Source organism: Janthinobacterium sp. GMG1, assembly GCF_034427795.1.
Taxonomy (GTDB): Bacteria; Pseudomonadota; Gammaproteobacteria; order Burkholderiales; family Burkholderiaceae_D; genus Janthinobacterium.
Genome location: NZ_JAXQNT010000007.1, coordinates 287,119 through 307,558 on the forward strand (window position 1 = coordinate 287,119; position 20,440 = coordinate 307,558).

At 63.8% G+C, this 20,440-nt stretch carries 21 protein-coding genes; 14 read left to right on the top strand and 7 right to left on the bottom strand.

Annotation, left to right across the window (positions count from 1 at the left end; all coding sequences use genetic code 11):
- The first annotated feature begins 443 nt into the window (after positions 1-443).
- The 5 genes from SJI03_RS19855 to SJI03_RS19875 all read left to right on the top strand — a co-directional run bounded on the left by SJI03_RS19855 (position 444) and on the right by SJI03_RS19875 (position 4,936).
- Positions 444-1,775: a S41 family peptidase gene (locus SJI03_RS19855; protein WP_322428316.1), complete on the top strand. Its 1,332-nt coding sequence runs from the start codon at positions 444-446 to the stop codon at positions 1,773-1,775.
- Positions 1,768-2,253 (top strand): MarR family winged helix-turn-helix transcriptional regulator, encoded by a 486-nt coding sequence (locus tag SJI03_RS19860; protein WP_322428317.1) that lies wholly within the window; start codon positions 1,768-1,770, stop codon positions 2,251-2,253. Before SJI03_RS19855 ends, SJI03_RS19860 begins: the two co-directional genes overlap by 8 nt.
- A 188-nt stretch (positions 2,254-2,441) precedes the next feature.
- Positions 2,442-3,026 carry a LysE family translocator gene (locus SJI03_RS19865; RefSeq protein WP_322428318.1) on the top strand — a complete coding sequence of 195 codons (585 nt, stop codon included), beginning with the start codon at positions 2,442-2,444 and terminating at the stop codon, positions 3,024-3,026.
- Between the two features lie 10 nt (positions 3,027-3,036).
- A complete protein-coding gene (locus tag SJI03_RS19870; RefSeq protein ID WP_322428319.1) occupies positions 3,037-4,479 on the top strand; it encodes a PLP-dependent aminotransferase family protein in 1,443 nt (480 codons plus the stop codon).
- 58 nt (positions 4,480-4,537) lie between these two features.
- Positions 4,538-4,936 carry a VOC family protein gene (locus SJI03_RS19875; protein WP_322428320.1) on the top strand — a complete coding sequence of 133 codons (399 nt, stop codon included), beginning with the start codon at positions 4,538-4,540 and terminating at the stop codon, positions 4,934-4,936.
- 22 nt (positions 4,937-4,958) lie between these two features.
- Here the strand turns inward: SJI03_RS19875 and motA are convergent, their stop codons facing one another.
- Together motA and SJI03_RS19885 are read right to left on the bottom strand one after the other, a co-directional pair.
- Positions 4,959-5,822 (bottom strand): flagellar motor stator protein MotA, encoded by an 864-nt coding sequence (motA, locus tag SJI03_RS19880; protein WP_070255446.1) that lies wholly within the window; start codon positions 5,820-5,822, stop codon positions 4,959-4,961.
- Positions 5,823-5,864: 42 nt separating this feature from the next.
- Positions 5,865-6,785 carry a LysR family transcriptional regulator gene (locus tag SJI03_RS19885; RefSeq protein WP_322428321.1) on the bottom strand — a complete coding sequence of 307 codons (921 nt, stop codon included), beginning with the start codon at positions 6,783-6,785 and terminating at the stop codon, positions 5,865-5,867.
- 97 nt (positions 6,786-6,882) lie between these two features.
- Between SJI03_RS19885 and SJI03_RS19890 the strand changes: the two genes are divergently transcribed.
- Positions 6,883-8,052: a mandelate racemase/muconate lactonizing enzyme family protein gene (locus tag SJI03_RS19890; protein WP_322428322.1), complete on the top strand. Its 1,170-nt coding sequence runs from the start codon at positions 6,883-6,885 to the stop codon at positions 8,050-8,052.
- Between the two features lie 3 nt (positions 8,053-8,055).
- Here the strand turns inward: SJI03_RS19890 and SJI03_RS19895 are convergent, their stop codons facing one another.
- Together SJI03_RS19895 and SJI03_RS19900 are read right to left on the bottom strand one after the other, a co-directional pair.
- Entirely contained in the window at positions 8,056-8,760 is a 705-nt protein-coding gene (locus SJI03_RS19895) for a hypothetical protein (RefSeq protein WP_322428323.1), read from the bottom strand.
- Between the two features lie 27 nt (positions 8,761-8,787).
- Positions 8,788-9,345 (bottom strand): hypothetical protein, encoded by a 558-nt coding sequence (locus SJI03_RS19900; protein WP_322428324.1) that lies wholly within the window; start codon positions 9,343-9,345, stop codon positions 8,788-8,790.
- Positions 9,346-9,370: 25 nt separating this feature from the next.
- Here SJI03_RS19900 and SJI03_RS19905 point away from each other — a divergent pair, with 25 nt between their 5' ends.
- The 8 genes from SJI03_RS19905 (at position 9,371) to SJI03_RS19940 (ending at position 17,270) form a co-directional block, all read left to right on the top strand.
- Complete coding sequence (locus SJI03_RS19905; protein ID WP_322428325.1) at positions 9,371-10,429, top strand: DUF4105 domain-containing protein; 1,059 nt, start codon at positions 9,371-9,373, stop codon at positions 10,427-10,429.
- Positions 10,430-10,508: 79 nt separating this feature from the next.
- Positions 10,509-11,762 carry a DEAD/DEAH box helicase gene (locus SJI03_RS19910; protein ID WP_322428326.1) on the top strand — a complete coding sequence of 418 codons (1,254 nt, stop codon included), beginning with the start codon at positions 10,509-10,511 and terminating at the stop codon, positions 11,760-11,762.
- Positions 11,763-11,844: 82 nt separating this feature from the next.
- Positions 11,845-12,309, top strand: coding sequence for a hypothetical protein (locus SJI03_RS19915; protein WP_099378372.1), 465 nt, complete (start codon positions 11,845-11,847; stop codon positions 12,307-12,309).
- 135 nt (positions 12,310-12,444) lie between these two features.
- Positions 12,445-13,287 carry a response regulator gene (locus SJI03_RS19920; protein WP_099378373.1) on the top strand — a complete coding sequence of 281 codons (843 nt, stop codon included), beginning with the start codon at positions 12,445-12,447 and terminating at the stop codon, positions 13,285-13,287.
- 8 nt (positions 13,288-13,295) lie between these two features.
- Complete coding sequence (locus tag SJI03_RS19925) at positions 13,296-13,628, top strand: hypothetical protein (RefSeq protein WP_158301213.1); 333 nt, start codon at positions 13,296-13,298, stop codon at positions 13,626-13,628.
- The gene (locus tag SJI03_RS19930; protein WP_099378375.1) at positions 13,625-14,464 is read left to right on the top strand and encodes an HDOD domain-containing protein; all 840 of its coding nucleotides are present in this window, start codon (positions 13,625-13,627) and stop codon (positions 14,462-14,464) included. Before SJI03_RS19925 ends, SJI03_RS19930 begins: the two co-directional genes overlap by 4 nt.
- Positions 14,465-14,478: 14 nt before the next feature.
- On the top strand, positions 14,479-15,942 hold the full coding sequence (locus SJI03_RS19935; protein WP_322428327.1) for an ATP-binding protein: 1,464 nt from the start codon (positions 14,479-14,481) through the stop codon (positions 15,940-15,942).
- Positions 15,939-17,270, top strand: a complete 1,332-nt coding sequence (locus tag SJI03_RS19940) for an HD domain-containing phosphohydrolase (RefSeq protein ID WP_322428328.1) — start codon at positions 15,939-15,941, stop codon at positions 17,268-17,270. Before SJI03_RS19935 ends, SJI03_RS19940 begins: the two co-directional genes overlap by 4 nt.
- A 10-nt stretch (positions 17,271-17,280) precedes the next feature.
- Here the strand turns inward: SJI03_RS19940 and SJI03_RS19945 are convergent, their stop codons facing one another.
- From SJI03_RS19945 to SJI03_RS19955, 3 genes are all read right to left on the bottom strand, one after another.
- Positions 17,281-18,609 (bottom strand): ATP-binding protein, encoded by a 1,329-nt coding sequence (locus SJI03_RS19945; RefSeq protein WP_322428354.1) that lies wholly within the window; start codon positions 18,607-18,609, stop codon positions 17,281-17,283.
- Positions 18,610-18,696: 87 nt separating this feature from the next.
- On the bottom strand, positions 18,697-19,377 hold the full coding sequence (locus tag SJI03_RS19950) for a hypothetical protein (RefSeq protein ID WP_322428329.1): 681 nt from the start codon (positions 19,375-19,377) through the stop codon (positions 18,697-18,699).
- The gene (locus tag SJI03_RS19955; protein ID WP_099378380.1) at positions 19,374-20,396 is read right to left on the bottom strand and encodes an MlaD family protein; all 1,023 of its coding nucleotides are present in this window, start codon (positions 20,394-20,396) and stop codon (positions 19,374-19,376) included. Before SJI03_RS19955 ends, SJI03_RS19950 begins: the two co-directional genes overlap by 4 nt.
- Positions 20,397-20,440 lie beyond the last annotated feature (44 nt).

Below are 20,440 nucleotides of genomic sequence, written 5' to 3' on the forward strand. Positions count from 1 at the left end.
AGCCTGCCTGCCTGTACACAGGCCATGGGGGAAACGAATGTGTCTTTCGCAGTCGAATCTGAAAACGGTGGCCGAACCACTCTTCTGGTGAGAACAGATATCGCACGTCCGGATATTTGGCTGGGTAATTTTACGCGTGCTATCACGCCCTCAGTCGTGGAGCACGCTATTCGACAGGCATTGAGGAAGGGGTGGTATCCCAGCCAATGTGGAAGCTCCTTTGAAATGACAATGCGACTCGCTTGAGCCCACTGACAATCCGCCAGTTGCGTTGTGCACCTACGGTGGGCGCTGCAGTCCATTATCAACATTGACAATGCCCTTCGGCACTGTCGGCCGCAAGCGGCTGCGGTTTGTTCCCATCATCGATGTTATTTAATTATTTCTACAATATATTGCGCAATATATTGTATGATCGAGACTCACCGAGGGGGAACATTAGAATGCGCTATCACTTATGTCTGCTTAAAACGCTGTCGGCACTGTCCATCATGTGCGCACCGGGCGCTTTTGCCGAGGAGCCAAGCATCTCGCGCAACGAAAAGAGCGAGATCATCGCCTCCCTCAATAGCACCTTGAATGCAAACTATGCGTTTCCTGACATCGCAAGAAAGATTGCGCCGGTGCTTCAGGCGCATCTGGCAAACGGAGATTATGACTCGGCGACGACGCAGGCAGCGTTTGCGAGCAAGCTGACGGACGATCTCATCAAAGTCAGCGGCGACCTGCATTTTTTCGTGGGTGCCGACGCAAAATGGATCGCGGAATTCAAGGCAAAGGCCAATCCGACGCTCAAGACCAAGATACGCAAAGAAGAATCGAGCAGGCTGGAGGAGACCAATTTTGGTTTCGATGAGGTCGCTCGCCTGAAGGGAAATATCGGTTATATACGATTCAGCTATTTTGCCGATCCGGAGCTTGCCTATGATACGGCGGCGTCCGTTATGCGCTTCGTCGGCAATACGGACGCCCTCATCATCGATTTGCGCTATAACAATGGCGGGCATCTGGAAATGGCGCAGTTTCTAGCGAGCTATTTCTTCTCCAGCGAGAAAGACCAGCTGCTCTTTGACTATTATTATAATGAGGATGGCAAGCGTATCCAGCGCGGGCAATGGGTGCTGCCGGGCCTGCCGGGCAAGCGCATGGTGGACAAGCCGGTGTATATCCTGACCGGTTCCACGTCGTTTTCCTCCGCAGAATGGTTTTCCTATGCGATGAAGAAGCTCGGGAGAGCGACACTGATCGGGGAGCGGACCGCCGGTGGTGCGCATCCGGTTGCGCGCAAGCCCCTCAATGACGATTATTTCGTGCAAGTGCCGATCGGCCAGATCCAGGATCCCGTGGAGCATGGCGATTTCGAAGGAGTTGGCGTGCAACCCGATATTCCAAGCCCGTCCATTCGCGCGCTGCCTCTGGCGCACAAGCTGGCGCTTGAAAACCTGGCGAAGACCGATGACGCCAGGCGAACCGAACTTGCCTGGCTGCTCCCCAGCTTGACGGCAGCGATCGAGCGCCCGCATGTCGATGCCGGGCTGTTGACGAACGCCGCCGGAAAATATGAAGGCCGCCAGCTCGTCCTGGACAATGGCACGCTCTACACTATCTGGCGCGACCGGTTTCGGGTCGCGCTTGAGCCGATCGGTCCCGACCTGTTCGCGGTGGAAGGCGTGTCGGGTTTTCGATACCGCTTGAATGTTTCGCGCGGGAAAGTGACGGCGCTGGAACGCGTGAACCAGGACGGCAGCATCCAGAGGTACAAGCGCCTTGACTAAGAAGATACCTCACCCGGCCGCGATCGATGACGCCGTGTTTCTCGGCCGCGCCGTCGAACGGCTGAGCATTCTGATCGCTGAGCAATCCCAGACCGTCTTCGATACGATGGGGATCGTCATCCCGGTGCGTTCGTGTTCGCTGATGACTGTTCTTGCCACGCTCGGCGCGGCCTCCGCTTCGGATCTGGCGCGCGAACTCGGACATTCGCACCAGTTGGTCATGCAAAAGATACCCAAGCTGCACCGCCTAGGTCTCATACAGTATCGGAGCGATGACAATGATGCCCGGCGACGGATATTCATGCTCACTGATGAGGGCTTGTCGCAGCTTGCAAAATTCGAGCAGTGCACTGTGCTGATACGGGCGGCCTATGCCGGCTTGTTTGCCGAGGTAGGGGACGTCAGGCAATTCGTGGATCGGGCCGCAGATGCGCTCAACGAGAGGCCGCTGGACAAACGCATCAATTCCCCGGCCTGACGCAGACGGTGTCTACTTCAGGCCACGAGCAGAGCGTTCCTGATGCTTGTCCGGGCGAGGCGGCCTGTTTCGCTGCTGTAGCAGTCGTTCGACTGATACAGCATGTGCTTGTATGCGGCGCCTTGTGCCTTGTCCCCGCTGTGCCGCGCTTCTAGACTGGGGCCTTCTCCACGCTGCGATTACCTGCCATGACCGAACTCCTGCCCCTGATGAGCTATTGCTTTGTGATGTCCGCCACGCCCGGGCCGAACAACGTCATGCTGGCCACCACCGGCGCCAATTTCGGCTATCGCGGTGCGCTGCCGGTGATCCTCGGCATCCAGGCCGGTATCTTTGTGCAGACCATGCTCATGTGCGTGGGGCTGGGCAGCGTGTTCGTCGCTTATCCGATGGCGCAGCAGGTGCTGCGCATCGCGGGCGCGCTGTACCTGATGTTCCTGGCCTGGAAGCTTGCCGGCGCCTCGGTGGCGGGAAGCAGCACAGCGAAAGCCGTGTCGTTTGCGCAGGCGGCGCTGTTTCAGGCGCTGAATCCCAAGAGCTGGCTCAAGGCGGTCACCATGGCGTCCGTATTCATGCCTGCACAGGGCAACATGCTTGCCAGTGCGCTGCTGGTGTCCGTGATCGGCACCGTGGTAGGCATGCCGTGCAACGCCATGTGGGCGCTGTTCGGCGTCTCGATCCGCAGCGTGCTGAAAGCGCCACGCAACCAGCGCATATTCAATCTGACGATGGGCGCCATCCTGCTGGTACTCGCCGTGATGTTTTTACGCTAGACTTCCACCCATGTTCGCCATCGACCGCTCCTCGCCCATCGCCCTGTTCAAGCAGATCGAGGCCGCATTGCGCCAGCAGATCGCGCAACGCGTCCTGCCTGGCGGCACCAGGCTGCCGTCGATCCGTCAGCTCGCCACGCAGCTCGCGGTCAGCACCAACACCGTGGTGGTGGCGTATGACCGGCTGGTGGCCGCAGGCGTCATCGATACGCACGGCACGACAGGCTTCTTCGTCTGCGCACCCACCGACGCCAGCCGCGCCATTCCCGACGAGGTGGCGCTGGAGGCGGGCCAGGAGCAGGAGCCGGTCTGGCTGAGCCAGCAAGTGAACGACCAGCGGCCTGGCGTGCTGCTGGCCAGCAGCGGCGCCTTGCCGCCCACCTGGCTGCAGGACGCGCTGCCGGCCGCCGCCGTGCAACGTGGCCTGGCGCGCAGCGCGGCCGGCATGGCCTCGCGCTGTCCGCCGCAAGGGCTGGCCGAACTGCGCGAGCAGATCGCGCTGCTGATGCGCGGCATCGGCATCGCCGCGGACGCCAGCCACATCCTCACCACTTTCGGCGGCACCCATGCCATCGATCTGATCTGCCGCACGTTTCTGCAACCCGGCGATACGGTGCTGGTGGAAGACCCCGGATACTTCCTGATGTTCGGCAGGCTGCGCCAGGACGGCGTGCGCCTGGTGCCCATCAAGCGCCGCCCCGATGGCCTCGACCTGGACGAACTGGAAGCGGCCTGCCGCGCGCACCGTCCGCGCCTGCTGTTCGTGCAGACGGCATTGCACAATCCCACCGGGTGGAGCAGCAGCGCCGCCAACCTGCACAAGGTGCTGATCATGGCGCAGCAGTACGGCTTCCTGATCGCCGAAGACGACGTGCACGGCCATTTCCAGCCGGGCCACAGCACGCGGCTGGCGTCGCTGTCCGGACTGGACGGCGTGATCTACTACTCGAGCCTGTGCAAGGCGCTGAGCCCGGCCCTGCGCATGGGCTACCTGGCCGCGGCGCCCGCCCTGCTCAAGTTGCTGATGCGCACCAAGATCCACTCCATCATGACCTTGCCTGCGCTGAACGAATACGTGCTGCTGGAAGTGCTCAAGGCCGGTAACCTGCGCAAGCACCTGGAGCGGCTGCAACGCAAGATCATGGTGGCGCGCAACGCCAGCACGCGGCAACTGAGCGCGGCCGGCGTGCTGTTCGAGCAGCCCGGCGACGCAGGCATTTTCCTGTGGGGCAGCATGCCCGAAGGGCTGGACGTGGACTTGCTGGTGCAGGACGCCTACCGCAACAAGATCCTGCTGATGCGCGGCGCCGCGTTCTCGGCCAATGACACGCCCGACCAGCACATCCGCTTCAACGTCGCCTTCAGCCAGCATCCGCGCGTGAGCGCCTACCTTGATGAACGCCTGCGCGCGGTGGCTGGCGCGCGCTCAAGCCTGGCCCGCGCCTTTCTTTAGTTTTTATTGGTATTCTGGACGAACGATTGTTTCGTCAACGTGTGAGCAAGGAAACGCCATGAAAAAACAGATCATCCTCAACCTGCCCGTCAAGGACCTGGATAAATCCAGGGCCTTCTTTTCCGCCCTTGGCTTTACCTTCGATTCCCGCTTCAGCGGCGAGAACGCGGCCTTCATGAACATCGTCGACGGCAGCATCCAGGCCATGCTGACGACGGAAGCCTTCTTCCAGTCGCTGATCCGCAAGCCGGTGGCGAATGCGAAGGAGGCCAATGAAGTCGTCATTTGCCTGAGTTGCGAAAGCCGGGAAGAGGTGGATGGCCTGATCGCCAGGGCGGCGGCCGCCGGTGGCCGCATACCGCATCCGCCCGAGGACCATGGCTTCATGTATGACCAGGGCTTCGAGGATATCGATGGCCACCTGTGGAACCTGGTCTGGACGGCGCCGGAAGCCTGACGATTGAGACTAGCCGGCCGTATCAGTTCTTCGTGCGCACCTGGCGCACGTGGTTTTCCAGTTCGCTGAACGACGGGCGTTCCGTGGCGGAAATGACCTTGCGGCCGAATTCCACGGCCAGCGCCGGCGCGTAGCCGTTCAGGCTGGCCAGCAGGGTCACTTTGACGCACTGGTACATCTTCGCCGTTTCATGGTGCTTGCGGCGCAGCAAACTGGCTAGCGGCGCGATGAAGCCGTAGGCCAGCAAGATGCCGATGAAGGTACCCACCAGTGCCTGCGCGATCAGCACGCCCAGTTCGGCCGGCGGCAAGCCGACGGAGGCCATCGTGTGCACCACGCCCATCACGGCGGCCACGATGCCGAAGGCGGGCATGGCGTCGGCCAGCTGCGAAATCGTCTGGATCGGCATTTCCGCATCTTCGTGGTGCGTCTCGATCTCGTTATCCATCAGGTTTTCGATCTGGTAGGCGTCCATATTGCCCGACACCATCAGGCGCAGGTAATCGGTGATGAATTCCAGGATGTGCTCGTCACCGAGCGTGTACGGGTATTTCACGAAGATGGGGCTGCGGTACGGGTCGTCGATATCGTCCTCGACCGACATCAAGCCTTCCTTGCGGATCTTGCTGAGGATTTCATACATCAGGCCCATCAGTTCCATATAGCGCGCCTTCGTGTACTGCGAACCGTGGAACAGGGTGGGCAGGGCGGCGAACGTGGCGCGGATGGCCTTGGCGTCATTGCCGACAAAGAAGGTGCCCAGCGCGGCGCCGCCGATCATCAGCAGTTCCAGCGGCTGGAACAGGGCCGCCAAGTGACCGCCCTGCATGGCGAAGCCGCCGAAGACGGAAAACAGCACGACGAGAAATCCGAGTATGACTAGCAAAACCTACTCCTTCATAATATTGCCATATCGCAATATTGTAGTTTAACCTGATTTGGCCGCTGTGGCCGCTTCCGGCTGCAACTGCTCGATGAGAAAATTGATAAAAGCGCGCACTTTGGCGGGCAGCTGGTGGCGGCTCGGGTAATAGGCGTACAGGTCGGCCGGCGCCAGCGCGTAATCGGCCAGCACCACGCGCAGGCGGCCGCTGTCGAGGTAGCGCGTCAGGTCCCATTCCGAGCGCAGCAGGATGCCGTGGCCGTCCAGGGCCCAGCCCAGCACCACGTCGCCATCATTGCTGGCCACCGTGCCGCGCACTTTCACCGTGTGGGTGGCGCGTCCCTTACTCAGGCGCCAGATGCCGTAGGCGTCGTCATTCTGCCGGTGCACGATGCAGCGGTGCTGCGCCAAGTCGTCCGGGGTGTGCGGCGTGCCGTGCGCCTGCAGGTAGGCGGGCGAAGCGCACAGGAAGCGCCGGTTCGACATGATGCGCCGCGCCGACAGCCGCGTGTCGGGCAGGTCGCCGAAGCGGATGCCCAGGTCGTACGCCTGCTCGACCAGGTTGATAGGGCTGTCAGTCAGCTGCAGCTGCACTTCCAGCTGCGGGTGGCGCAGGGCGAATTGCGACAGCAGGGGCGCGATCACCGTGCGCCCGAAACCCAGGGTGGCGTTGACGCGCAGCAACCCGCGCGGTTCCGCGCTGCCGCTGGCCAAGGATTCTTCCATGGCGCGGATATCGTCGAGGATTTGCCGCGCCTGTTGCAGATAACTTTCGCCATCGCCCGTCAGGCTGATGCGCCGCGTGCTGCGGTTCAGCAGCCGCACGCCCAGGCGCTGTTCCATCAGCTGCAGGCGCTTGCTGACGGCGGGCGGCGTGATGCCCAGCTCGCGCGCCGTGGCCGACAGGCTGCCCAGCTTGGCCAGCAGCACAAAGAAGGCCATTTCCGTGGTGGCATCGCTTTTCATTATTAACTTCAAGTGAAGAATCGTTTAAATTGCTATCGATTATACGACTGCGTATCGCGGTTAAGCTGGCGTCACCATTCAAGCACAGGAGACCCGCATGAAAATCGTTGAAATCCGCGAAAAGACCATCCCCATCTCTTCCCCCATCCGCAATGCCTACATCGATTTCACCAAGATGACCCTGAGCCTGGTGGCCGTCGTCACCGACGTGATCCGCGACGGCAAGCCCGTCGTCGGCTATGGCTTCAATTCGAATGGCCGCTACGGCCAGGGCATGTTGATGCGCGAGCGTTTCATTCCCCGCATCCTCGACGCCGATCCGGCCAGCCTCGTGACGGATGACGGTGGCAACCTCGACCCGCACAAGGTGTGGGATTGCATGTACACCAATGAAAAGCCGGGCGGCCATGGCGAGCGCTCGGTGGCCATCGGCACCATCGACATGGCCATCTGGGATGCCGTGGCGAAGATCGAGAACAAGCCCCTGTTCCAGTTGCTGGCCGAGCGCCACGGCACGGGCGTGCCGGACAAACAAGTGTTCGTGTATGCGGCCGGCGGCTATTACTATCCGGGCCAGAGCCTGTCCGCGCTGCAGGATGAGATGCGCAGCTATATCGACCGCGGCTACACGGTGGTCAAGAAAAAGATCGGCGGCGCGTCGCTCGATGAAGATTTGCGCCGTATCGACGCCATCATGGAGGTGCTGCAGGATGGGAAAAAACTGTGCGTGGATGCCAACGGCCGCTTCGATCTGGACACCTCGATCGCCTACGCCAAGGCGCTGCGCCAGTACGACCTGTTCTGGTATGAAGAGGCGGGCGACCCGCTCGACTTCGAGCTGCAATCGACCTTGCGCAGCTACTACGACAAGCCGATGGCGACGGGCGAAAACCTGTTTTCCATGCAGGATGCGCGCAACCTGATCCGCTACGGCGGCATGCGCGCCGACCGCGACTGGCTGCAGTTCGACTGCGCCCTCAGCTACGGCCTGGTGGAATACCTGCGCACCCTGGACATGCTGCATCAGCACGGTTGGTCGCGCAGCCGCTGCATCCCGCACGGCGGCCACCAGATGTCCTTGAATATCGCGGCAGGACTGGGCCTGGGCGGCAATGAATCGTACCCGGATTTATTCCAGCCGTTCGGCGGCTTCCCCGACGGCGTCAGGGTGGAAAATGGCCACATCACCATGCCGGACCTGGTCGGCATCGGCTTCGAGGGCAAGGCGAACCTGTATGCGGAAATGCGGGCGCTGAGCGGGCAGTAGGCCTCAGGCCGGCGCCTGGCGTTTCACCTGCGCGGCGGGGCTGGACTTCTCCCAGCGGAACAGCCACATGATGGCAAGCTTGGTCGTGGCACTGACGCAGGCCAGCAGCAGCAAAGGCCAGCCCGTCGATAGCCCCATGACGCAGGCAAAGAAGATGGTACTGATATCCATTGCCAGGATGAACTGGCTCATTTTCAGGGACACGGCGCCCGTCTTGCCGGAGCGCCAGATCAGGCGGATCTGATGCGCATAGCCCTGCGCCAGCAGCACGGTGACGGCGACGATCAGGCTTTGCGAGATCACGCGCTTTTCATCCGTGAAGGTGGGGCCGAACAGCAATCCCGCCACACCCGCGCACAGCAGCAGCGCGCAGGCCAGCAGCGCGTTGCGCGATGCCACGCTGCGCCGGTCGCGGTCGATTTCATACAGGATGCCCAGCGCGATCAGCGAGGCGATCAGGCGCGGCCAGACGATGTAGTGGTTGAATGGCGTGATCGAATAGCCGTAGACGAAGAACGCGCAATACGCGAGGAAGCTGACGGTGAACTGGTTGATGGACAAAATGTCCGTCGTCTTGCCGGCGCCGACCCTGGCATCGTGCTTGCGCTGCCAGATCTTTTGCAGCTGCGACCACAGGCCGTACAAGCTGACGACGATGAAGAGGGAATTGAGGCTGCCGGCGAGGGTGTAGAGGGCTGGATGCTGCAAGGGGGCACCTGAGTGTTGTGGTTGCTACTATGCTGCTATGGATGCGGCTTGATTGGCCGGCCCGGCATCAACAAGGATGCGTGCCTCGGCGGCAGCAATCTTGATGCTCAGGTCACTCATGAACATCAACGCGAGATCAGTGCAGCCTTCGCTCGCCTCGTGCGACGCGACGCCGTCCATGTCATCGCGCATGGCATTCCACATGAAGCCGATGGAGGACAGGCATTTCTCCCCGTTGACATGCTCGCCGTCGCCGGATTCCCGGATTTTCAGCACATGTACGCCTTCGCAGACCAGCGTCAGCGCAGGTGGCATGCCGGGCCGGATCCAGTCGCCGTCACTACGTACCCAATGCAGCTGCAACTGCCGCGCAGCGATGCGGTAGTCGATCTGCGTGAATGCGTAATTGTTGTGCAGGTCAACTTCCTGCCCTTCAAGCAAGATTTTAGTTAAACCCTTGAGGATGGAAAAACCATGGAGTTGCATACGCAGGCAGAATTGATTGCAAAAGAAGTCATTATGCCATCGAAATAATATGTTGCGCTTGTCCCAAGGCAGGCCGGTACGTCCGAAATACTTGCACATCGTCACTTGCCCCTATAATTGAGGCATGACTTTCTTATCACATCGTGCCCGCTCCGTGCTGGGCACCCTCGGCAAAATGGCCGTTTCCCTGATTCTCCTGTTGACTGCACTGTGGGGCGCGCTGGCGCTGTGGTACCAGCTGTCCGGCGGCACGGCCGCGCAAGCCATCGGCGCGCTGCTGTGGGGCGCGCTGGGCGTGGCCAGTGTCGCGCTGTGGTGGATGCGCGGCGACGCGCGCGTGCTGTTGCCGTATGCGGCCGGATTCATCCTGCTGCTTGTGTGGTGGAGTTTCATCACGCCGAAGCAGCAGCGCGTGTGGGCCGACGATGTGGCGCGCAACGTCACCGGCAAGGTGGCAGGCAATCTCGTCACCCTGGACAATGTGCGCAATTTCGACTGGCGCAGCGATGACGACTACACGGTCAAGTGGGAGCAGCGCAGCTACGACCTCGACGAACTGCGCACGGTGGACGCGGCGCTGTCGTACTGGACGGGCCCCTACATTGCGCATACGCTGATCTCGTTCGGCTTTGCGGACGGGCGCTTTCTGACGTTTTCCATCGAGATCCGCAAGGAGAAGGGCGAGAGCTTTTCCGCCATCGGCGGCTTCTTCAAGCATTTCGAAATGAGCCTGATCGCCGCCGACGAGCGCGACATCCTGCGCGTGCGCACGAATGCGCGCGGCGAGGACATGCATCTGTACCGCGTGATGATGCCGAAAGCGGCCATGCGCTCGCTGTTCCTCGCTTACCTTGACGAAGCGCAAGCGCTGAAGAACCAGCCGCAGTTCTACAACACCCTGACGGCCAACTGCACCACCATCGTCTTCGAGATGGTGCGCCGCATCGTGCCTGGCTTGCCGCTCGACTACCGGCTGATGGCCTCGGGTTACCTGGACCGCTACCTGTTCGACGTCAAGGGCCTGGTGCCCGGCTTGAGCTTCCAGCAGCTGCGTATTGGGGGCCACATCACGGCGCGCGCGCGCGCGGCCAACGACGACGCGGACTTTTCGCACGCCATCCGCCGCGGCATGCCGGGCTACGATGAAGCGGGCTTTCCGAAACTGCAAATGCCACGCCAGTAGCGGTCTGCCTTATACTGTCGCAATTCCGACCGGCCGCCTTTCGCGGCCGGTCTCACTTTACGAATAAAGAAGGCCCGTTATGCCATTTTCCTCACTGGGTCTGATTCCCGCCCTGGTCCGTGCCGTCGACAAGGCCGGCTATGCCGCGCCGACGGCCATCCAGGCGGCCGCCATTCCCGCCATCCTGCGCGGCAGCGACGTGCTGGGCGCGGCGCAGACGGGTTCCGGCAAGACGGCCGCCTACGCGCTGCCGCTGCTGCAGGCGCTGATGGCGCCCGCTTCCGGCCCGCGCCAGGTGCGCGCGCTGATCCTCGTGCCCACGCGCGAACTGGCGGCGCAGGTGGGGCAGACGGTGCACGCGCTGGCCAAGCCGCTGCCGATCAAACTGAAGATTTCCGTGCTGTTCGGCGGCGTTTCGATCAATCCGCAGATGATGGACTTGCGCGGCGGCGCCGACATCGTCGTCGCCACGCCGGGCCGCTTGCTGGACCTGGTGCGCCAGAACGCCGTGAAGCTGGGCGGCGTGTCGCTGTGCGTGCTCGACGAGGCCGACCGTTTGCTCGACATGGGTTTTAGCGAGGAAATCAACGCCATCCTGGCGCTGCTGCCGGGCAAGCGGCAAAACCTGTTCTTCTCCGCCACCTTCCCCGACAGCGTGCAGGCGCTGGCCGACAGCCTGCTCAAGGAACCCGTGCGCATCGAAGTGGCGTCCGAGCCGCAGGACAAGCCCGACATCGTGCAGCGCGCCATCACGGTCGACGTGCCGCGCCGCACGCAGCTGCTGCGCTACCTGATCCTGCAGCAGCAGTGGGAGCGCGTGCTGGTCTTTGTCGCCACCAAGTACGCGGCCGAACACGTGGCCGACAAGCTGCAGCGCGCGGGCCTGCACGTGGGTGCTTTCCACGGCGAATTCAGCCAGGGCACGCGCAGCCAGCTGCTGGCCGACTTCAAGGCGTGTCGCTTGCAGGTACTGGTCGCCACCGACGTGGCCGCGCGCGGCATCGACATCGCCGGCCTGCCGGCCGTCGTCAACTATGACTTGCCCCGCTCGGCCGTCGACTACACGCACCGCATCGGCCGCACGGGCCGCGCCGGCGAAAGCGGCACGGCCATCAGTTTCGTGACGGCCGACTCGGAAGCGCATTTCCGCCTGATCGAAAACCGCAATGACTTGCGCATCGTGCGCGAAGTGGTGGCCGGTTTCGAGCCAACGGAATTGCCAGCGCCCGTGAATTCCATCACGGACACTGTCAACGGCGGCGTGAAGGGCGCGCGCAAGAGCAAGAAGGACAAATTGCGCGAAGCGGCCGCCAAGGCCGCCGGCGAACACTAAATCGCCCTTATGTGCGCTAGCCGCTTGAACGGCTGGCCGTCCCGCTTTAAGATGATGTTTCTATAAAGCAAGGGGACTGTTGATGCACATGACCTTCATCACGCGCGCGGGCGCTTTGGCTGGCGCGCTGGCGCTGGCCGGTTGCGCCGGCATGGGCGGAAAAAGTGATGGCGCCGGCATGCAGATGCCGGGCAAGACGCCGGCCGATGCCGCCGTGGCCGCCACCTGGTACAACCCGCCCAGCGAATTTCCCGGCATTTGCCTGACCCAGTTCAAGGATGGCAGCCTGCGTTTCGACGGCGGCTTCGCCTTCTTCAACCCGGGCCGCTGGGCCTACGATGCGGCCACGTCCGAGCTGCGGCTGCAACTGGCGCCGACGCCGTCGCTGGAACTGTCGCACGCGCAAACGGTGCTGCACCAGAACCTGCTGCGGGTCGAGGCGTCAAAGAACACGCTGGTGTACGCCGTGAAGGCCGACACGCAGGCCATCGGCCTGGGCGGCTTTGTGTTTTACCGCGACACACCTTGTCCTGCACGGCGCGGATAAATGCCAAAAAGGAACATTTAGTCGTATAATTTCAGCGCAAGCTGGCTGCCGCGCAAGACTCGCAAGACGGGCTCGCGCGGCAGATCCCCCTCCAGGCAAGCTCCGATATCGCCATGGCGATGAGAGGATGGTCCGATGGATGTGCACGACGAGCATGGTGTGCCAGGGACGGCGGTGCCTGCGGCGCCCCCGCGCACCTTGCTGCTGGTCGATGACGAGCCGAATATCCTCGCTTCCCTCAAGCGCCTGCTGCGGCGCGACGGCTACCATATCCTGACGGCCGGCAGCGGCCAGGAAGGGCTGGACGTGCTGGCCAGCCATGTCGTCGACGTGATCGTGTCGGACCAGCGCATGCCCGGCATGCTGGGCGCCGACTTCCTGCGCAAGGCCAAGCTGCTGTGCCCGCAAACCATCCGCATCATGCTGTCGGGCTATACCGAGTTGCAGGCCGTCACGGACGCCGTCAACGAGGGTGCCATCTTCAAATTCCTCACCAAGCCCTGGGAAGACCATCAGCTGCGCGAGCATATCGCCGAAGCCTTTCGCCTGAAGGGCATCGACGACGACAATGTGCGCCTCAATGCGCAGTTGCGCGACGCCAACCAGGCGCTGGCGGCAGCCAATGCCGCCATGCAGGCGCTGGTGCGCCAGCAGCAGCATCAGATCAACCGCGATGAAGTCAGCCTGGGCATCGCGCGCGAAGTATTGCAATTCCTGCCGCTGCCCGTGATCGGGCTCGACGACGAAGGCATGATCGCCTTCATCAATACGGCGGCGGCCAACCTGTTCGAACGGGGCGCGGCCCTGCTGGGCAACGAGGCGGCGATCGTCTTGCCGCAACTGTTCGACGGGCAGGACACGCCCCGCCTGGCCGCCATCGACGGCCAGCCGTATGTCGTGGCAGTCCATCCGATGGGTCTGCATTCGCGCTCGCGCGGCAGCCTGGTTACCCTGAGTCGTCATGGAGTGGGTAAATGAGTGAAAGCATGAGCGAAAGTGGACGCGAGATTTCCATGGAGCAGGCGCAGGAAGGCATGGTGCTGGCCCAGGCGTTGAACGACGCCAGCGGCGCCGTGCTGCTGGCACAGGGCGCCACCCTGACGGCGGCGAACCTGACGGCCTTGCGCAGGCGCAATGTGGAGCGCTGCCACGTCGTCATGGACGAGGCGCCGGATCCCGCCGCGCAGGCGCATGCCGAGCAGGAACGCTTGCGCCACCTGGAACGGCTGGCCGTGCTGTTCCGCGCCACGCCGCCCGATTCCGCCGGGGCGGAACTGCTGGCGCTGCTGCAGCGCTACCGGCAAGGGGGCGCCGCATGACACGCCTCAGCTTTGAACACATCATCCGCCAGATACAGGAACTGCCTTCGCTGCCCGTGGTGGTGCTGGAGCTGCTGTCGAGTATGGACCAGGATGACACGGACGTGCATGTGCTGGCGCAAAAGATCGAACTGGACCAGGCCCTGGCGGCAAAGACCTTGCGCATCGCCAACTCCTCGTTCTACGGCATGCAATCGAAGGTCACCAGCATTCCGCAAGCCGTTTCCGTGCTGGGTTTTCACAGCATCCGCACCGTCGTCACGGCCTGCGCCCTGACGAGCAGCTTTGCACCCGTCAGCGGCGGCTTCGATTTCCAGGCGTTCTGGCGCCATTCGCTGGCCACGGCCATCGCCGCGCGCCTGCTGGCGCCGCACTTGCGCGTCAATCCCGAGACGGCATTCACGGCGGGTCTGCTGCACGACCTGGGCACCCTGGTGCTGGTGACGCGCTTCCCGGCCGAGCACGCGCTCGTGCGCAGCCACCGCCAGGCGCATGACTGCCAGATGGCCGAGGCGGAACTGGCCGTCATCGGCATCGATCACGCGCAGGTGGGCAGCGCCCTGGCCGCCTACTGGAAGTTTCCCGAGGCGATACAGCAGGCGGTGGCCGACCACCACGCCATCGACCGCCTGGACGCAGGCGGCTTGCCGCTGGCCGTGCACCTGGCCAATGCCGTCGCCCTGGCGCTCGACCTGGCCAACATCGACGATGCGCTGGTGCCGCCCCTGTCGCCCGCGGGCTGGCGCAGCGTCGCCCTGGACGAGCCGGCCTGGCTGGCGCTGCTGGGGCAAACGGAACACACCTTCGATGAAATGTCGCGGATCATGCTGGCATGAACAGGATAGAGTCCATGGAAACCGATGCAGGAAAGGCATTGCCCGCCACGCCGGAACGCCGCCAGGGAGATTCCATCGCGCTGTCGGCGTTTTTCGATGGACATCCCGTGGCCACCTTCGCCATCGACACGGACCACGTGGTAACGCACTGGAACAGCGCCTGCGAACAGTTGCTGGGCTTTACGGCCGCCGAGATGGTCGGCACGCGCGACCACTGGAAGGCGTTTTATCCGCAGCCGCGCGCCTGCCTGGCCGATCTGCTGGTGGCCGACGATATCGCGTTCGGCGAAAATGAACTCTACCTTGGCAAGCTGAAGCGCTCTCCCGTGATTCCCGGCGCCTACGAAGCCGAGGATTACTTTGCCGATATCGGCCCCGACGGCCACTGGCTGCATTTCACGGCGGCGCCCCTGCGCGACCGCCAGGGACGCCTGGTAGGCGCCATCGAAACCCTGCGCGACGTGAGCGAGCGGCGCCTGGCGGAACTGGCGCTGCGCAAGGCGCACGACAACCTGGAACACCTGGTGGCCAAGCGCACGGCCCAGCTGGCGGAAATGAACGAGCGCCTGGCCGATGATATCCGCCAGCGCCAGATCGCCGATCTGGAATTGCGCGAGCGCAACCTGGCCCTGACGGAATTGAACAGCAAGCTGTCGCTGGCCCAGCAAAAGCTGCTGCAATCGGAAAAACTGGCCTCGATCGGCCAGCTGGCCGCCGGCGTGGCGCACGAGATCAACAATCCCATCGGCTATGTGTTTTCCAATGTCGGCACCCTGGAAGGCTACCTGGATGACCTGTTCAGCATGCTCGACGCCTACGAGGAAGCGGAGCCGGCCGTCGCCGACCCCGTGGTGGCGGCGCGCCTGCGGGCGCTGCGCGAGCAGATCGACCTGGACTTCCTGCGCACCGACATACCGATGCTGATGGGCGAGTCGAAGGAAGGCATTTCGCGCGTGCGCCGCATCGTGCAGGACCTGAAGGATTTTTCGCGCACGGATGCGCACCAGGAGTGGGTCTGGGCCGACCTGCGCCAGGGCATCGACACCACGCTCAATATCGTGAATAACGAAGTCAAGTACAAGGCCGACGTGATGCGCGAGTATGGCGACATTCCCGATATCGAATGCCAGCCTTCCGAGCTGAACCAGGTGATCATGAACCTGGTCGTCAACGCGGCCCACGCCATGGGCGAGGCGCGCGGACGCATCACCCTGCGCACGGGCAGCGACAACGCGGCGGAAGTGTGGATCGAGGTCGAGGACACGGGCGGCGGCATCGCGCCCGAACACCTGTCGCGCATCTTCGACCCGTTCTTCACCACCAAGGCCGTCGGCAAGGGCACGGGGCTGGGCCTGTCGCTGGCCTACACGACGGTACAGAAACACCATGGCCGCATCGACGTGCGCAGCATCATCGGCCGCGGCACCACCTTCCGCATCACCTTGCCCGTGCGCCAGGCGCAGGCCGTCGCACCATGACCGAACAGGACAGCATGTATACGAGCACCAGCATCGCGCCGCCCACCATCCTGTGCGTCGACGACGAACCGAATATCCTGTCGTCGCTGCGCCGGCTGTTCCGCCCGCACGGCTACCGCGTGCTGACGGCCGACGGCGGCGCGGCCGGCCTGGCCCTGCTCGAGAGCGAGACGGTGGATCTGGTCATCTCCGACATGCGCATGCCGCACATGGATGGCGCGCAATTCCTGGCCCAGGTGCGCCAGCGCTGGCCCGGCACCATCCGCCTGCTGCTGACCGGCTATGCCGACATCCAGTCCATCCTCGACGCCATCAACCAGGGCGAAATCTACCGCTACGTGACCAAGCCGTGGGACGACAACGATATCGTCCTGGTGGTGCGCCACGCGCTGGAACGGCGCGCGCTGGAGCAGGAAAAGCTGCGTCTGGAAGCGCTGACGGCCAGCCAGAACCTGGAACTGCAGGCGCTCAACGCCAGCCTAGAAGCGAAGGTGGCCACGCGCACGCAGCAGCTGAAACTGTCGCACGACGAGGTGCAGGCGGCCAATGAACGCCTGAAGGCCACGTTCGTGACGACGATCAAGGTGTTTTCCAACCTGATCGAGATGCGCGGCGGCAAGCTGGCCGGCCATGCGCGCAGGGTGGCCGAGCTGTCGCGCAAGCTGGCGCAGGCGCTGGGCCTGGAAGGGCAGGAGGCGCGCGACGTGTTCATCGCGGCCCTGCTCAAGGATATAGGCAAGCTCAGCTTGAGCGACGACGTGCTGGAATTGCCGGCCAGCGCCTGGAATGGCGAGCAGCTGGCCGCGTTCCGCAAGCATCCGCTGCGCGCCGAACAATTGCTGATGGCGCTGGAGGAATTGCGCGCCGTCTCCGTGATCCTGCGCTCGCAGCTCGAGCGCTTCGACGGCGCCGGCTTTCCCGATGGCCTGGTGGGCCTGGCCATTCCCATGGGCGCGCGCATCCTGGCGCTGGCGTCGGACTATGACGGCTTGCAGATCGGCGCCATGGTGCAGCGCAGCCTGCGCGCCGACGAGGCCCGCACCCTGATCTATGACAGCGTCGGCAAGCGCTACGACCCCGCCGTGGTGGCCGCTTTCCGCGGCCTCATGGAAGAGACGGAGCCGCCGGCGCGCGACCTGACCGTGCTGTCGGGCCAGCTTGAGCCGGGCATGGTGCTGTCGCGCGACCTGATCAGCCGCGATGGCCTGATGCTGCTGGCCGCCGAACACGTGCTGACGGCGCGCGTGATCAGCCAGCTGCTCGACTTCGAAGGCAAGAATGGCGGACGCCTGAGTATCCGCGTGTACGCGCCCTTGAAGGAATGCTAGGGCGGGAAGGCTAGGGCGCTGGCTGGGCCGCCGGCGGTGTGACGGGCAGGTGCACGGTAAAGCGCGTGCCGCGGCCCACTTCCGAGGCCACTTCGATGCGTCCGCCGTGCTTGTTGACGATGCCGTACGACAGCGACAGGCCCAGGCCCGTGCCGCTGCCGACGGCCTTGGTCGTGAAGAACGGCTCGAAGATGCGCTTCAGGTGCTCGGGCGCGATGCCGGCGCCCGTGTCGCCGATTTCCACCCACACCCAGTCGCCCGCGTGCCCCGTGCGGATGCTGATCACGCCGTCGCTGCTGATGGCCTGGCCCGCGTTGACGAGCAGGTTCATGAAGACCTGGTTCAGCTGCGAGGCCAGGCACAGTATCTGCGGCAGCTCGCCATAGTGTTTTTCGATGCGCGCCTTGTATTTCAATTCGTTGGCGACGATATTCAGGGTGCTGTCCAGGCCCGCATGCAGGCTGGCCACTTGCCAGTCCGTCTCGCCCACGTGGGAAAAATCCTTCAGCGCCTGCACGATGTCGCGCACGCGCTTGAGGCCATCCATCGATTCGCGCACCAGGTCGCCGATGTCGTCCTGCAGGAAGGCCAGGTCGGCCTGCGCGCGCACCTGGGCCACTCTGCCGGCCAGGGCCGGGCCATCGAGCGGCTCGCCCATCGCCGCTTCATACTGGGCGATGACGTCGAACAGGGTGCCGACATAGCCTTGCAGCGAACTCATGTTGGAATTGACGAAGCCGATCGGGTTATTGATTTCATGCGCGATGCCGGCCGCCAGCTGGCCGATGGAGGCCATTTTTTCCGATTGCAGCAGCTGGTCGTGGGCTTCCTGCAACTTGCTGATCAGTAGTTGCTGCTCTTCGCCGCGCGCCTGCAGCATCGCCTCCATGCCCTTGCGTTCCGTGATGTCCGTCAGCGAGCCGATCACCTCGAACGGCACGCCGTGATCGTCGCGCACGAGGCGCAGGCTGTCGTGCATCCACAGATAGCTGCCGTCGCGCACGCGGAAGCGGTACTCGTAGGCGCGCGCGCCTTCGACGAAGATCTGCGCCAGGCTGGAAAAGATGCCGGGCGCATCGTCGGGGTGGATGTGGTCGAACCAGAAATTGGGATCGGCAACCATCTCCTCGGGCTGGTAGCCCAGCACGTTGAGGGCATTGTTGCTGACAAAGGTCATCTTGAAGTCGCCGCTGGGCACGGTGCAATAGATGATGGAAGGTGTATTGTCGAGCAGGTATTGCAGGCGCACGGCCGTGGCGGCCGACGCGTCATCGCCAGGCGCCGCGCCGGCATGCCGGCCGGTATCGGGAGTGGAAAGGTCGAAATCCTCGAACTGCATCGTCACACCTCGCTGCCTGCACGGCCTTGATGTCATCCTCGTTCGATTATGCCTGATTCCGCCTGCCTTGGGCCGCCATCTGCGCGCTCAAGGCGCCAGCGGCTGCTCGACGATCGCCATGCGCCGCGCGATGCGCTGCGCCGCTTGCGTGTCGCCCGCCTGTTCGGCGCGCAGGCGCTGCACGCCCAGCCACGCCAGCAGCGGCCGGCGCCAGCCCTGATCCGAGGCGGTGGCCACGGCCGTATCGAGCAGCGCCGGCGTGGCGCGGCCCGAGCGCAGCAGCACGCCGGCCGCCACCAGTTGCGACAGCGGATCCTTGATGGCGGCCACGGCGCTGGCGGCGGCCGTGTCGGAGCTGGCGCCGGCGGCCGCGCGCTGCGTTTCCGGCAGCAGGGCGACGTCGGCCGCCTGTGCCTTGCCAGCCAGCCAGGCCGCATACGCGCGGTCGGCGGCTGTCGCGTCAGCTTGCAGGGCGTCAAAGCCGGCGCAGTCCTCGAACGCCAGGCTGGCCACGCGCGCGGCGCAGCGCAGCAGTTCGATGCGCGCCACGAGTTCAAGCTTGCCCGTGCCGGCCACCTGGCTGCGGGCGCGCCGGAATTCCGTCTGCTCGACCAGAGCGTTGCCATTCAAGTAGGCCGCTTGAAAACGTTCGACGGAACTTTGCGCATTCATTTTCCAGTCCGGCACGGGCGGGCCGCTGGAGCAGGCTGCCAACGCGGTGCACAACAATGCGGCCAGGGCGGACAAGGTGACATTGCGTTTTCTCATGGCAGTTTGATCTCCGGATTGCGCTTGAACGGCCATTTGCGGTTGATTTCATTGACCAGTTGCTCGACCTTGCGCAGATTGCTTTCCACGTCGGCGCGCAGCGGACCCAGGTCGGCTGTGGCCGCCTTGGCATTGGCACCCACGGCTTGCGCCTCGACCAGCACGGCGTCGACTTTTTTCAGGCTGTTGCGCGTGTCGGCCAGCAGCGCGTTCAGCTGCACGATGGTCGCCTGCGCATCCGTCATCACGCCTTTTTCGCCAAAGACGCGCGTATCGGCATTGGCCACCAGGCCATCCGTGCGGCGCGCCAGCTGGTCGGCCGTGATCAGCAGGGCGTTGGCCCGCTCGATCAGCAGGCGCGACTGTTTGTCGTCGCCCGTCAGCAAGCCCATGGCACCGCCCGGACCGCTGAGCTTGCCGGTCACGGCCTGCACATTGCGCATGGTTCCGTCGAGCGCGGAATCGGTACCCGTCAGGTTGCCCAGGTTGTTGAGCAAATCCTTAGCGGCGGCCAGCAGGCGGGGAATTTCCGCTGCCATGTCGCCTACCAGCAAGTCGCGCGTGGCATCGTCGGGCAGCGGCGGGTCCGTCAGGATGCCGCTGTAGGCGCGCAGCTTGGCGCCGCCCACGATGCCCCGTTCCAGGGTGAAGATGGAGCTGGTGCGCAGCCAGTGCGCGTCTTTTCGCGGCACGTCGATGATGACGCGCGCGCGACCGTCCGGCGCCAGTTCGATACGCTGCACGCGGCCGATGGGAAAGCCGGAAAAGGTCAGGTCGGCGCCCACGCCGACGCCGTCGGAATCGTCGGCCGTCAGCACCAGGGTCTGCGTTGCCTCAAAGGCGCCGCGCGCATACATCAGGTAGACGACGGAGCCGACCACCAGCACGAACATGAAGACGAGCAGAATGGCCGCCTTCAATTCGGCGTGGCGCACGGGCGGCGGGGCGGGCAGGACAGCGTCGGGCGCCGTGACGTCGGTCTGGTCGGGATTCGGTGGCTGGCTCTGGCTCTGGCTCATGGCTTCTGGCTCTCGTATGGATGGTTCGGGGATCGCTGGCGGTG

Coding starts and splice junctions, on each gene's coding strand:
- SJI03_RS19855 (WP_322428316.1), top strand. CDS start 444: ATGCGCTATCACTTATGTCTGCTTAAAACGCTGTCGGCACTGTCCATC.
- SJI03_RS19865 (WP_322428318.1), top strand. CDS start 2,442: ATGACCGAACTCCTGCCCCTGATGAGCTATTGCTTTGTGATGTCCGCC.
- SJI03_RS19870 (WP_322428319.1), top strand. CDS start 3,037: ATGTTCGCCATCGACCGCTCCTCGCCCATCGCCCTGTTCAAGCAGATC.
- SJI03_RS19875 (WP_322428320.1), top strand. CDS start 4,538: ATGAAAAAACAGATCATCCTCAACCTGCCCGTCAAGGACCTGGATAAA.
- SJI03_RS19885 (WP_322428321.1), bottom strand. CDS start 6,785: ATGAAAAGCGATGCCACCACGGAAATGGCCTTCTTTGTGCTGCTGGCC.
- SJI03_RS19890 (WP_322428322.1), top strand. CDS start 6,883: ATGAAAATCGTTGAAATCCGCGAAAAGACCATCCCCATCTCTTCCCCC.
- SJI03_RS19900 (WP_322428324.1), bottom strand. CDS start 9,345: ATGTGCAAGTATTTCGGACGTACCGGCCTGCCTTGGGACAAGCGCAAC.
- SJI03_RS19905 (WP_322428325.1), top strand. CDS start 9,371: ATGACTTTCTTATCACATCGTGCCCGCTCCGTGCTGGGCACCCTCGGC.
- SJI03_RS19910 (WP_322428326.1), top strand. CDS start 10,509: ATGCCATTTTCCTCACTGGGTCTGATTCCCGCCCTGGTCCGTGCCGTC.
- SJI03_RS19915 (WP_099378372.1), top strand. CDS start 11,845: ATGCACATGACCTTCATCACGCGCGCGGGCGCTTTGGCTGGCGCGCTG.
- SJI03_RS19920 (WP_099378373.1), top strand. CDS start 12,445: ATGGATGTGCACGACGAGCATGGTGTGCCAGGGACGGCGGTGCCTGCG.
- SJI03_RS19925 (WP_158301213.1), top strand. CDS start 13,296: ATGAGCGAAAGTGGACGCGAGATTTCCATGGAGCAGGCGCAGGAAGGC.
- SJI03_RS19930 (WP_099378375.1), top strand. CDS start 13,625: ATGACACGCCTCAGCTTTGAACACATCATCCGCCAGATACAGGAACTG.
- SJI03_RS19935 (WP_322428327.1), top strand. CDS start 14,479: ATGGAAACCGATGCAGGAAAGGCATTGCCCGCCACGCCGGAACGCCGC.
- SJI03_RS19940 (WP_322428328.1), top strand. CDS start 15,939: ATGACCGAACAGGACAGCATGTATACGAGCACCAGCATCGCGCCGCCC.
- SJI03_RS19945 (WP_322428354.1), bottom strand. CDS start 18,609: ATGCAGTTCGAGGATTTCGACCTTTCCACTCCCGATACCGGCCGGCAT.
- SJI03_RS19950 (WP_322428329.1), bottom strand. CDS start 19,377: ATGAGAAAACGCAATGTCACCTTGTCCGCCCTGGCCGCATTGTTGTGC.
- SJI03_RS19955 (WP_099378380.1), bottom strand. CDS start 20,396: ATGAGCCAGAGCCAGAGCCAGCCACCGAATCCCGACCAGACCGACGTC.